Annotated in this window: 9 protein-coding genes; 1 reads left to right on the forward strand and 8 read right to left on the reverse strand. The window is 38.8% G+C overall.

Going from position 1 to position 13,071, the window contains the following annotated elements; translation table 11 throughout:
- Positions 1–9: 9 nt before the first annotated feature.
- Genes BUA71_RS09880 through BUA71_RS09915 form a run of 8 tightly spaced genes read right to left on the reverse strand, consistent with a single transcriptional unit; the run spans position 10 to position 11,910 of the window.
- The gene (locus tag BUA71_RS09880; protein ID WP_072879264.1) at positions 10–1,836 is read right to left on the reverse strand and encodes a cytochrome c oxidase subunit I; all 1,827 of its coding nucleotides are present in this window, start codon (positions 1,834–1,836) and stop codon (positions 10–12) included.
- 32 nt (positions 1,837–1,868) lie between these two features.
- Positions 1,869–2,930, reverse strand: a complete 1,062-nt coding sequence (locus BUA71_RS09885) for a cytochrome c oxidase subunit II (protein ID WP_072879266.1) — start codon at positions 2,928–2,930, stop codon at positions 1,869–1,871.
- A 34-nt stretch (positions 2,931–2,964) separates the two neighbouring features.
- Positions 2,965–4,326: a quinol:cytochrome C oxidoreductase gene (locus BUA71_RS09890; protein ID WP_072879268.1), complete on the reverse strand. Its 1,362-nt coding sequence runs from the start codon at positions 4,324–4,326 to the stop codon at positions 2,965–2,967.
- A gap of 34 nt (positions 4,327–4,360) precedes the next feature.
- The gene (locus BUA71_RS09895; protein WP_072879582.1) at positions 4,361–5,053 is read right to left on the reverse strand and encodes a c-type cytochrome; all 693 of its coding nucleotides are present in this window, start codon (positions 5,051–5,053) and stop codon (positions 4,361–4,363) included.
- 8 nt (positions 5,054–5,061) lie between these two features.
- A complete protein-coding gene (locus BUA71_RS09900) occupies positions 5,062–5,586 on the reverse strand; it encodes a DUF3341 domain-containing protein (protein ID WP_072879270.1) in 525 nt (174 codons plus the stop codon).
- A gap of 1 nt (position 5,587) precedes the next feature.
- Positions 5,588–7,387, reverse strand: coding sequence for an NrfD/PsrC family molybdoenzyme membrane anchor subunit (gene nrfD / locus BUA71_RS09905; protein WP_072879272.1), 1,800 nt, complete (start codon positions 7,385–7,387; stop codon positions 5,588–5,590).
- A 36-nt stretch (positions 7,388–7,423) separates the two neighbouring features.
- Positions 7,424–10,489: a TAT-variant-translocated molybdopterin oxidoreductase gene (locus tag BUA71_RS09910; protein WP_072879274.1), complete on the reverse strand. Its 3,066-nt coding sequence runs from the start codon at positions 10,487–10,489 to the stop codon at positions 7,424–7,426.
- Between the two features lie 53 nt (positions 10,490–10,542).
- On the reverse strand, positions 10,543–11,910 hold the full coding sequence (locus BUA71_RS09915; protein ID WP_072879276.1) for a c-type cytochrome: 1,368 nt from the start codon (positions 11,908–11,910) through the stop codon (positions 10,543–10,545).
- Between the two features lie 219 nt (positions 11,911–12,129).
- On the opposite strand from BUA71_RS09915, the gene BUA71_RS09920 reads away from it, so the two are divergent.
- Positions 12,130–12,519 carry an SPOR domain-containing protein gene (locus tag BUA71_RS09920; protein ID WP_072879278.1) on the forward strand — a complete coding sequence of 130 codons (390 nt, stop codon included), beginning with the start codon at positions 12,130–12,132 and terminating at the stop codon, positions 12,517–12,519.
- Positions 12,520–13,071: the final 552 nt, after the last annotated feature.

The following is a 13,071-nucleotide window of genomic DNA, read 5'->3' on the forward strand; positions in this document are numbered from 1 at the left end:
ACTAGTATTTTAGTGATTCAATTCTTCTTCGTGTTCCTGGAGCGGTACGTTTTGCGGTACAAAATCCTGCCCTGGGACTACGTAATCGGTTCCTTTTTCATTCATCTTACTGTAATCGTAAGACCAACGATAAACAACCGGTACCGGACCAGGCCAGTTGCCGTGTATATGTGCTACCGGGGTAGTCCACTCTAAAGTCGTAGCCTTCCAGGGGTTTTGTGTTGCTTTTTTTCCGTAGAAAATAGACACAAAGAAATTATATAAAAATACAACCTGGATAGCCGCTGTAATTATTGCTGAAACTGTAATAATTACGTTAACGTCAGCTAAATCGTCAAAATAGGGAAATGCCGTGTTGGTGTAATAACGTCTTGGCAGACCGGCCAGTCCAACAAAGTGCATAGGGAAGAAAACCCCATAAGCACCTACCGCTGTTACCCAGAAGTGTATGTAACCCATATTTTTATTCATCATTCTACCAAACATCTTCGGGAACCAGTGGTAAACTCCCGCTATAGCCCCATAAAGCGCCGAAATTCCCATCACCAGGTGGAAGTGGGCGATAACGAAATAGGTATCGTGAACGTTAATATCTAAAGTGGAATCCCCAAGGATAATACCTGTTAAACCTCCAGTAATAAAAGTAGATACAAAACCTATGGAAAACAGCATCGCAGGGTTCATTTGCAGGTTTCCTTTCCATAAAGTTGTAATCCAGTTAAAAGCTTTTACCGCAGATGGAATCGCAATCAATAAAGTGGTAAAGGTAAATACGGAACCAAGGAAAGGATTCATCCCAGAAACGAACATATGGTGACCCCAAACAATGGTTGAAAGAAAAGCAATTGCTAAAAGAGAAGCAACCATCGCTCTATAACCAAAAATTGGCTTACGAGAGTTGGTAGCCATTATTTCTGAAACCAAGCCCATCGCAGGTAAAATCACAATATAAACTTCGGGGTGTCCCAGGAACCAGAACAGGTGTTCAAAAAGTACCGGTGAACCACCCTGATGATTTAATACTTCGCCCTGAAGATAAATATCACTTAAAAAGAAAGAAGTTCCAAAACTCCTATCCATAATTAGCAGTAGAGCTGCAGATAATAATACTGGGAAAGAAACCAAACCTACAATAGCAGTAACAAACAGCGCCCATACGGTGAGTGGTAATCTCATCATGGACATTCCTTTTGTTCTTAAGTTAATTACGGTAACGATATAATTTATTCCAGCTAATAACTGCGAAGCAATAAAGATTGCCATAGAAATCAACCAAAGCGTCATTCCCATGCCAGAGCCTCCAATTGCTTGTGGCAAGGCACTAAGCGGCGGGTAAATTGTCCATCCGGCATTGGCAGGCCCAGATTCTATAAAAAGAGAACTAAGCATTATTATTGTAGAAATAAAGAACAGCCAATAAGAAAGCATGTTCATAAAGCCCGAAGCCATATCCCTGGCCCCAATTTGCAACGGTATAAGCAGGTTACTAAAGGTACCACTTAAACCTGCGGTAAGTACAAAGAATACCATTATAGTACCGTGAATGGTTACTAAAGAGAGGTACATCGCAGGAGTCATAACTCCATCTGGTGCCCATTTATCTCCTAAGAGCAAATTAAAAATCGCGAAAGACTCTTCTGGCCAGGCGATTTGCATTCTAAATAAAACCGACATCATAATACCCACAATACCCATTAATATACCGGTAATGAGGTACTGCTTTGAGATCATTTTATGATCTGTACTAAAAATATATTTAGTAATAAACGTTTGCTTATGATGATGTCCATGATCTTCGTGATGATCTTGAGCTGCTGCTGTTGCTAATGCTGACATATCTTAAAAGTATATTCTTTATTGTTGTTAAATTATTTCTCCATAGTTTCAGCAAACGTCTCCTGTTCGCTTAACCATGCATTATACTCCTCTTCGGTCTCTACTACAATCTTCATTTGCATATTATAGTGAGCTTCTCCACAAATCTTATTACAAAGTAGGAAATAATCGAATTCATACGAATCTAATGGCGCTTCGCCCTTTGCCATAAGTGCTTCACTGTTCTCTTTACGTATATCGTTAATGGTACTAACCTTATCAACCATATAATCGCTATTTCGCATTTCTTCGGTAGTAATATCTGGGGTAAAGGCAAACTGAGTTACCATTCCCGGTACTACGTTCATCTGTGCCCTAAAGTGTGGAAAGTAAGCCGAGTGCAATACATCCTGTGATCTAAATTTAAACAAAACTTTTTGACCTACAGGCAAATGTAGTTCTGATGTAATTTTATCATCAGATGCATAAGGATCATTTTCGTTTACACCCACGGTATTAATACCCTCTATAAACCGAACATTCGCTTCCCCTAGTGTATTATCTCCTCCAGCATATCTCGCCTCCCAGCTAAATTGTTTGGCATACACTTCAATAATAATAGGATCATCTTCTTCACTAATGTTCATTATATCGCTCCAGGTAAACAGACCATAGATAATTAAACCCGCTAAAGTAATTACCGGAATAATTGTCCAGATAAACTCCAGTTTATCATTATCTGCAAAAAACAAAGCTTTTTTACCTTTTCTCCCTTGATATTTATAAACGAACCAGTGCAATAAGGCCTGGGTAATTACCTGAACCGTCATTATAATTCCAATGGAAATAAACATTAAAGTATCTATCTCGTTCCCGTGCTCTGAAGCCGCTTCTGGAAGATACAGTTTACTCCAGTGCCAAAAACTATAAGCCATCCCCAGGTAAAGGAAAACCATAAAAGCTAAGGTTATTTGAGCTTGTTGTCTATTGTCCTTATCATTCGCAATAGGCGAAGAATCTGCACCCGGACCCCTGGAAAGGTCAAAAATCTTAGACATTTGCCATCCAGTAACGGCAAGAAGGGCTAATATTATTATTACTAAAAATACAGTCATTTTATACTTTCTTCTTTAATAATCTAAATTAAAATTAATAATGATAGTTCTCACTTTCTTTAAGAAATGGATTTCCTTTTGGATAAAGCGACTCTTTACCAAGGCCGGCACCCACAACAAAAATAAATAATCCCAGGAAGAATAATAAACTTCCAATTTCTGGAATGCCAAAAAACCAATTTGGTCCTATCGTTGAAGGCATAACCAATAGATAGACATCGATATAATGACCTATTAGGATTATTATTCCTACGCCTACTACAAAATGTGGGATTCTCTTAAAGTCACTATTCATTAAAAGTAAAATAGGGAATACAAAATTAAGAACTAACATCCCAAAGAACAACAAATTGTATTCTTCAATTCTCATAATAAAATAAGTCACCTCTTCTGGAATATTGGCATACCAAATTAACATAAATTGGCTAAACCAAAGATAGGCCCAAAATATACTAAAAGCGAACATATATTTCGCAAGATCGTGTATATGACTATCGTTAATAAAAGTAACATATCCTGCCCTCTTCAAAAATACAGTAACTATAGCGATAACGGTAATTGCTGAAACAAACATAGTAGAGAAAACATACCATGGGAAAAGCGTACTATACCAATGAGGGTTCATACTCATAAACCAGTCCCAGGCCATCGTCATTTCAGTAAGAATAAAGAATATCAAAAAGAATACTGCTGCTTTAAAGCTTTTCTTGTAAGGTCTATAATCATTAACTGCTGCATTAGATTGTTCTACAGAATATTTTCTCGCAAAATATCTGTAAACATTCCAACCTATTAAATAAATAATTGCGCGAATTATAAAAAATGGTAAGTTTAAATATCCCGCTTTTAACTGCAAAATCTTATCTTTAGCTACCAATTCTTCATTTTGCCAGGGGAAAAAGTGAGTTCCGGCAAAAACCACAATTAATACCACGATTATAGAACCCGGTAATAAATATGCGGTTATACCTTCCATAACCCTAAACAACACCGGGGACCACCCCGCCTGGGCTGCAATTTGAATTGCGTAGAAGACTAAGGTACCCAACGCAATCATAAAAAAGAAAAACGCAGAAACATAAATCGCAGACCAGGGTTTGCTTTGCAATTGATGCAATAAATGCTCATAATGCGAATCTCCATGATCACCTTCTCCTGCTCCCGTGGCTTCAGCATTAGCCGTATTATGTGAAGCATCTTCGGTTGCCTGCATTTGCGCAGTTGATTCGTTAGAAACTGCTGCATGGGAACCATCGTGATGCTCTTCAGCAGCCATCATTTCTTTTACTTCCTCCACATTGTCTGGTGCAGCTAAAAAACCATACACAAGGCCAATAAGACCTACAACCATAAGAATGATTGCAGTTAATTTTATTTTACTAGATAACATATACATATTAACGCTTAGTTATTAATGCTTATTCTTCAACTTAATTATTAGTAGTACTCGTTTCGGGTTGAGTAGCCTGGTTTGATTCCATGTGCTGCTGTGCTCTCATCACTCCTGCCGAAGTTTTATTTGGCATCGCATCTTCATCAACTTCTTCAAAAGCCATTTCTTCTCCACCTTCCAGCTCGTTTTTCAATTTCATTACATAATGAGCTATTTGCCAACGTTCCTTCTCATCGGTTTGCACTGCATAAGATCCCATAGTGTTTAAACCATAGTACATAGCGTGGTAAACACTGCCCTGGGTTATAGCACGGCCAGCATCATCATAGGAAGGCACCCCCAATATCTTTTCACGTTCTACTAAAATTCCTTTACCTTCTCCATTATCACCGTGACAAACCGCACAATAAATAGTATAAAGCGCTTTACCTTCAATCAAGTTCTCTTCGGTGCGTGGTAAAGGGTTTTCTAAATTTGCTTTAGCATCTGCCCTTCCCTCTGGTGTATCTGGATAATCATAAGGCATCCATCCTCGTGGCACTGTACCTTCTACGGGAAGCTTGGCCTCCTGTTGGTTTACAAATATGTCATATTCCCCATAGGTTTCATACCCCACTGGCTTGTACATATCTGGAAAGTACTGATAGTTAGGTTTATCTTTACCCGCACAGGATACTAAAAAGCCTGCCAGAAGAATAACAACTAGTGATTTATAAAATAAACTTCTCATTAGGTCCATTAATTTTCAATTAATTTAATTTCGGTAGCACCGGTATCATATAGAAACTTTGTAAGATCTTCTACATTATGATTTGTAGCATCCAATTCTACTAAAAAACGATCGTCGGTAGTCCTTAAATCGGGATTTTCTGCTTTTCTAAAAGGCCATAATTTACTTCTCATATAAAAAGTAATTACCATTAAGTGAGCCGCAAAAAATACGGTTAATTCAAACATAATTGGTATAAATGCCGGCATATTTTGAATAAAACTGAAACTTGGTTTACCTCCAATATCCTGGGGCCAGTCTTCAATCATCATAAAGTTCATCATCCACGTTGCTACGGCAAGCCCTGCTAATCCATATAAGAAAGAACAAATTGCCAACCTTGTAGGCTCCAGTCCCATTAATTTGTCCAGGCCGTGTACTGGAAAAGGTGTATAGACCTCTCCAATATGGTAACGCTTATCACGAATTTGCTTTACTGCTTGCATTAGCAAATCGTCATCTGAGTAAATAGCATGTATAAATTTTGAAGCCATCTTAATTACTTTTTTTAAGTTTTGTTGCCTGCGATACCCAATCTTCCCTCTTATCGGCATCCGGGAAACGCTCTATCACTTCACTCAATAACTCGAAGTCGGTTTTAGTAAGTTTACTTACCTGGTTAAATCTATAAATCCCTACCTGGTGTAAACGTTGCTGTAATAATGGACCTACGCTCGTTAGTTTTGTAAGCTCATCTGCGGTCTCCGTCTCCGGATTATAAGTTCCTACTCTTTGCAGCATATCATCTAACCTATCTTTTTGAATTTCGGTTAAATTTAATGCATCGGCATTTACAGTATCTTCGTGTTCATTTTCTTCATCAAATTGTTCTGTAGTACTTTCATTGATGTTTGAAGCAGGCTCGGCTCCAGATACTTCTGGGTCTACGTGACTTACATCATCCCCGTGCTTAGCTCTTAATTTTTTATATTTCTCACCCGAGGATTTCAAAATTGTTTTCACCTCTGCCTGTGCAATTACCGGGAAGGTACGTGCATAAAGCAAGAACAATACAAAGAAAAATCCTATAGTTCCAATAAAAACACCAATGTCAACATAGGTTGGAGAGAACATAGCCCATCCAGATGGTGTTCTACCTTTACTAAGATCTACCACAATAATATTAAAACGCTCAAACCACATCCCAACATTAATAATTGCCGCTACCACAAAGGTCCACATAATATTTCTTCTAAGGGATTTCACCCAAAGAGTGAGCGGCACCACAAAGTTACAAATGATTAACGCCCAGAATGCCCACCAATAAGGTCCGGTTGCAGCTCCAAACGATAAATAAACATAATTCTCATAAGAGGTACCTGAATACCAGGCTATGAAATACTCTGTAATATATGCCACTGTTACAATTCCCCCTGTAAGCAGAATCACCTTATTCATATATTCAATATGAAGTACGGTAATATAATTTTCCAGGTGAACAACTTTTCTCATAATAATAAGAAGCGTTTGCACCATAGCAAAACCAGAGAAAATAGCACCTGCCACGAAGTAAGGAGGAAAAATGGTACTGTGCCATCCCGGCACTACCGATGTCGCAAAGTCAAAAGATACAATAGTGTGTACAGAAAGTACCAAAGGAGTTGCTAAACCAGCAAGCACCAAAGACACTTCTTCGAAACGCTGCCAGTCCTTTACTCTACCACTCCATCCAAAACTTAAAATTCCGTATATTTTCTTCTGAAAAGGGGTCTTCGCCCTATCTCTAATCATTGCGAAATCTGGCAACAATCCTGTCCACCAGAAAACAAGAGAAACAGAAAGGTAAGTAGAAATTGCGAAAACGTCCCAAAGCAAAGGCGAGTTAAAGTTCACCCATAAGGAGCCAAACTGGTTTGGAATAGGCAGTACCCAGTAAGCTAACCAGGGACGTCCCATGTGAATAATAGGGAATAATCCTGCTTGAAAAACTGCAAAAATCGTCATGGCTTCTGCCGAACGGTTAATAGCCATTCTCCATTTTTGACGGAACAATAACAATACAGCAGAAATAAGTGTACCGGCGTGACCAATACCTACCCACCAAACAAAGTTGGTAATGTCCCAGGCCCAGCCAATGGTTTTATTTAATCCCCAAACCCCAATTCCGGTAGAAACCGTGTATATAATACAACCTAAACCCCATAAAAATGCTACCAGGGCGATAGAAAAAACGATCCACCAGGATTTGTTGGCCCTTCCTTCTACTGGAGCAGCAACGTCATTGCTTACATCGTGATACGATTTATCCCCGATAACAAGAGGCTCTCTAATAGGCGCTTCGTAATGTGACGACATATTATTTATTTACTAATTAATTTTTAATTCTAATTTTTATGCTTCTGAAGTATTCTTTATCAAAACCTGATACACCACGTTAGGCTGCGTACCCAAGCTTTCCAGGAGATGGTAACTCCTATCATCTTCCTTCAGTTTTACTATTTCAGCATCTTTATTATTGATATCCCCAAATTTGATAGCTCCTTTATCACAAGCTGCAGAACAAGCTGTTTGGAATTCACCATCTTCCACTTCCCTGCCTTCACGTTTAGCATCGAGAATAGTTTTTTGAGTCATTTGAATACACATAGAACATTTCTCCATTACCCCTCTGGAACGCACAGTAACATCTGGGTTAATCACCATTCTACCAAGATCGTTGTTCATATTGTAATCGAACTCCTCGTTTTCAGCATAGTTAAACCAGTTGAAACGACGTACTTTATAAGGACAGTTGTTTGCACAATATCTTGTACCTACACAACGGTTATAAATCATTTGATTTTGTCCCTGGCGTCCGTGAGAAGTAGCAGCAACAGGACACACCGTCTCACAAGGTGCGTGATTACAGTGCTGGCACATTACCGGTTGGAAAGCTACCTCTGGATTTTCATCCTGCGGGTTCTCTATCACATCATAAGTATCGAAAGCAGGTAGTTCTTCCAGGGTTTTGGGATCTTCTTTAAAAGTATCACCAGACGAATAATATCTATCAATACGCAACCAGTGCATATCTCTAAACTTCCTTACTTCATCTTTCCCAACTACGGGTACATTATTTTCAGAATGACAGGCTATAACACAAGCACCACAAGCGGTACAAGCATTTAAGTCTATAGAAAGATTAAAGTGATGTCCAATATCCCTATCAAAAGCATTCCAAATATCTGCTTTATCGCTACTCACAGGAACTTCCTCATGGTTATATTCAACCTCTGGCATATGGTTCCAGTGCTCTTTAGGCTCATTGCGATATTCTTCTAAAGTAGTTTCTTTAATAATATCGTCACGTGCAGCCATTGTGCTTTGTAATTGCACACAAGCAAACTCGTGAGAACCTGAAGCTTTTTCAATACTTACATTTTGAAAGGTCTTAAAATCCTTGTACAGAGGGAAGGCGTTTACACCAACTCTCATTTCTTCCTGCACAGCCTCTTTCTTACCGTAACCAAGAGCCAATCCTATAGAACCGGCAGCCTGACCCGGCTGAATAATCACAGGTACATTATTAACGCTAACATCCCCAAGTTTTATATTCACATAACCTCCGTTAAGCGCTCCATTTGAGACCGTGTAGTTCTCAATATCTAATTTTTCAGCATCCACCCTACTCATGGTCACATAGTTGTCCCAGGTAGTACGGGTGATAGGGTCTGGCATTTCCTGCAACCACGGGTTATTGAACTGCTGCCCGTCACCCATGGAAACTTTAGTATATAAAGACAATTCTATATTTCCGCCTTCTGTCTCTTTAGAAAGATTCCTTCTGGCAGAACCTGAATCTAAAGAAACGGCACTTGCACCAGTAGTTTCTTCTGAAACAGGGCTGGTAGATTCAAACACACCATCGTGTAAAGCCTTAGACCAACCTTTCCCTAGTTGCCCAGACCAGGTTTCTTTTAAATAATCTTTATAAGAAGTATTATTTCCAGACCATCTCAACAAACAGTCCTGTAATTGCCTGGTATCAAATAATGGACGAATAGTTGGTTGGGTTAAACTGAATTTACTAGGTGTAAATTGAACATCGCCCCAACTCTCTAAATAATGCGGAATTGCTGCTACATACTTACAAAGCTTGGCAGTTTCATCATGCTTTAAGGCAAATGACAAACTTAAGTCCACATTCTTTAAACCTTCTACAAACTCTGAAGCATTTGGCAAGCTGTATGCGGGATTCACCCCTGCGATTAAAACAGCACCAACACTACCGGAGTTCATATCTTTAACCAACTGCTGTACCTCCCTGGCATTTCCTTTTCTAATCAACCTGGGATTATCGCTGTTAAGAATTTTACTCCCAATAGCCTCATTAATCTCTAAAGCCAACAATTGCGCATCGGCTTCCGGGATTCCTGTTACGAAAATACCATTGCTACCCGCTTTTCTCAACTGGCTTGCGGCTTTTACAACAGCGTCATCAATTTTCCCAGACAGATCACTTGTAGAATTACGACCAACAAGATAGCCGTGTAACGCGACTAATATTTTCTTTTGGTCTGAAGGCTTAGCAAGCACTCGCTTGTCTGCCTTTGCACCGGTAATTGTTAGGTTCGATTCAAATTGAACGTGTCTTGATATCTTCCCGTCTTTTGGAATCCTGCTCTCTGCATAACCGATATCGTGACCACCTCCCTGCCAATCGGCAAGAAAATCTGCACCAACACTCACTATAGTTTCAGCCTTAGCGAAATCATAATCGGGCAAAGCACGCTTTCCATACTTAGACTCAAAAGCATCTAAAGCAGGATCTTCAGAAATAGTATCATAAACTACGTGGCGAACATTACCTAATTTTCCTGAAAATTCATTGATTAATTTGGAAGTTGAGGGACTAGCAAATGTTTGTGTTAGCAAAACCACATCGCCGTTTACGTTTTCCAGCTCACTTCCCACTTCTTTATCAAACTCTTCCCAGGCAACATTCCTACCATCAATCATTGGGCGTTTCACCCTATTCACATCATACATAGACAGCACCGAAGCATGAACTCTCGCTCCTCCGGCAGCTCTCACATCGCCTAGTTTATTATTTTCGATTTTAATTGGCCTACCTTCCCGGGTTTTCACCAATACACTGGCAAAATCAAAACCATCGGCAATGGTAGAAGCATAATAATTAGCTACCCCAGGCACAATACGCTCCGGTTGCACCACATAAGGAATAGAATTGATTACGGGACCCTCACAGGCCGCCAAAGAAGCTGCTGCTGTACTAAACCCAACATACTTCAAGAAATCCCTACGTGAGGTTTTTGAACTTTTTAAGGAACTTTTATCTCCTAAAAACTCATTCACCGGAATTTCTTCTGTAAATTCTTTCTGCTTGAGCGTCTCAACAACAGAGCTTTCTTCATTTAGCTCTTCAACACTTTTCCAGTATTTTTTGTTTGATGACATATATATCTAAATATTAACTTCTTAATTAACCCCGATCATCCGGGAACAAAATTTTAATAATGACATTTAGCACATTCAAGGCCTCCCATTTGAGCTACTGTAAGCTCTTCTACGCCATACTTCTTAGATAATTCTTCGTGTATTTTCTCGTAGTATTCATTACCCTGCATTTTAACATTGGTTTCACGGTGACAGTTAATACACCACCCCATAGTTAAAGGAGCATCCTGGTAAACAACTTCCATTTCCTGGATAGGACCATGACAATGTTGACACGACACTCCTGCAACAGATACGTGCTGCGAGTGGTTGAAATAAGCAAAATCTGGAAGGTTATGGATACGAACCCATTTCACCGGTTTTTCTTCCCCGGAATAAGTTCTTTCTGAAGGCTCCCAACCCACAGCATCATATAGTTTGGCAATCTCACCGTCGTAAAATTCTTTTGAATATTCTTCTGTAGCAGTTTCCGGAGAAACCTCAGATATAGTTTCGTGACAGTTCATACACACATTAAGGGATGGAATTCCAGAATGTTTTGAAGTCCTGGCAGAAGAGTGACAGTATTTACAGTCTATCTCATTATCACCAGCGTGAATTCTATGTGAATAATGTATAGGCTGGATTGGCTGATAACCTTGATCTACCCCAACTTGCATTAGGAAGCCGTAAGCAAAATAACCAACACCCAACAAGATAACTACAGAAGTTACCAGCAATAAGAATTGATTTTCCACAAAAGCTTTCCAAATAGGTTTCCCTTTTGTTTTCTCTGGAACAGTCACCCCGCTGGCTTCTGCGAAATTTCTTAAGGTTTTGTTCACCAGGAACAACACAGCAAGCAACATCACCAAAACAAAAACCAGGATTCCCAGAATTACATTTACAGAGACTCCACCACCAGATCCAGAAGCACCTGCTTCTCCACCACCGGCAGTTTCAACAGTCTTAGGCTCTGGTTTTGGTTGCTCCACATAAGCCAGGATGTCATTGATATCTGAATCTGACAAACCTGGAAATGGAGGCATAGCCGTTTTATTGTACTCCTCATAAATCGCAACCGCATCGGGATCTCCTTCTGCAATTAATGCTGAACTATTTTTTATCCAGGCATGGATCCACTCCATATTATGCCTAACGGTCACCCCGTTAAGTGCCGGCCCAATTCCATCAGAATAAGGCTTATGGCAAGCGGCACACTGGGAGTTAAATATCGATTTACCATTATCGGGATCACCAAGATCTGATGCTCCCGCATCATCACTGGGTTCGCCAGAATCTTCAGCCTGTTCCTGTTGATCACCACTAGCATCTGCCGAAGCTTCATCCTGAGCAAAAATCGACAGGCTAAAAGAAATAAAAAATGCCACACTTAAGAGCATAAATCGAGAAGTTAAATGGCGGTATTTCACCTTTTTCATATTACAAGTTGAATTAACGTCTTTAATTTGATGTGAAGCCTTTAATTGTAGGTGTCAAATTTAACATTTCACATCTTTAAATTCGGCAACAAAAGTAACACTTAAAGTCGATTTTCGGAATGTTACAGAAGTGTTAATCGGTAATTTATATCGGTTCTAAATAATAATATACCCAATTTGAAAGTTATTAAATTATACTTTTGCTTAAAATAAAAACCCATGCAAAAAATGAAAATTTCTAAGTTGCACATCGCCTGCTTTTTGGCAGGATTTTCCTTTGTAAATTTATTCGCACAAGATGCTTCTGTAAGTATTAGCGAAAACGACAAAATTTCAAAACTTCTTTCGGTTAATGATGAAATGACCAAAAATAACGAGATCCACAATAGGTTTAAAATCCAGTTGTTCTACGGGAATAACGGGGAAGCGAATAAAGTAATCCAGGAATATCGCGATCTTTTTGACTACGCTTCAGAGATCGTTTATGAGTCTCCAAATTATAAAGTTTGGGTAGGTAATTTTAGAAATAGACTGGAAGCTGATAGAGCTTTATTAAAGATTAAAGAAAGTTTTCCATCTGCATTTATACCAAAACCGGAACGTAAATAATTTTAAAAAATAACATTAACAAGTCGAATTTGGTCAGTTTTCAAATTTAGAGCATAGCTTATAAATAGCAGTTTATCTAAATAAAAAAATGATTTTCATCAGATTTAATAAAATTTCACTTTCCAGGAGTCGCGCTTCAATTCCGTAGAAATCTAACTTATTTTACGGAACGAATTCCCCCTAGATTAACAAACAAACTTTAACAAAATTCCTACAATTTTCAGTTTAAAATTCGCGTGAATTTAAAAGAGGTTTTATAAAAATAATCACTGTTGTCCGGTAAAGAAACAAGAGCGCTTCGCTGCAAGAAAAAAGAGAAAAGACTAAACTCTAACTAACTGAGAATCCAGCTTTTTTCATAAGTGATATTCTTCAATTAACTCTTTTTCGTAAAGATTTCAAATAGCAAGGAGGATAATTATGAAATCGTTTTGAGGCATTGCTATAAAAGAGAATAAGCTAATTAGTTATATTTTTACCGGACATCAATGTTTTTAAACAAAAAATGCGACCCATATTGAGTCGCATTTTCTATTTATGATTATATTTATC

Source organism: Salegentibacter echinorum (assembly GCF_900129445.1).
GTDB lineage: Bacteria > Bacteroidota > Bacteroidia > Flavobacteriales > Flavobacteriaceae > Salegentibacter > Salegentibacter echinorum.

Coding starts and splice junctions, on each gene's coding strand:
- BUA71_RS09880 (WP_072879264.1), bottom strand. CDS start 1,836: ATGTCAGCATTAGCAACAGCAGCAGCTCAAGATCATCACGAAGATCAT.
- BUA71_RS09885 (WP_072879266.1), bottom strand. CDS start 2,930: ATGACTGTATTTTTAGTAATAATAATATTAGCCCTTCTTGCCGTTACT.
- BUA71_RS09890 (WP_072879268.1), bottom strand. CDS start 4,326: ATGTATATGTTATCTAGTAAAATAAAATTAACTGCAATCATTCTTATG.
- BUA71_RS09895 (WP_072879582.1), bottom strand. CDS start 5,053: ATGAGAAGTTTATTTTATAAATCACTAGTTGTTATTCTTCTGGCAGGC.
- BUA71_RS09900 (WP_072879270.1), bottom strand. CDS start 5,586: ATGGCTTCAAAATTTATACATGCTATTTACTCAGATGACGATTTGCTA.
- nrfD (WP_072879272.1), bottom strand. CDS start 7,387: ATGTCGTCACATTACGAAGCGCCTATTAGAGAGCCTCTTGTTATCGGG.
- BUA71_RS09910 (WP_072879274.1), bottom strand. CDS start 10,489: ATGTCATCAAACAAAAAATACTGGAAAAGTGTTGAAGAGCTAAATGAA.
- BUA71_RS09915 (WP_072879276.1), bottom strand. CDS start 11,910: ATGAAAAAGGTGAAATACCGCCATTTAACTTCTCGATTTATGCTCTTA.
- BUA71_RS09920 (WP_072879278.1), top strand. CDS start 12,130: ATGCAAAAAATGAAAATTTCTAAGTTGCACATCGCCTGCTTTTTGGCA.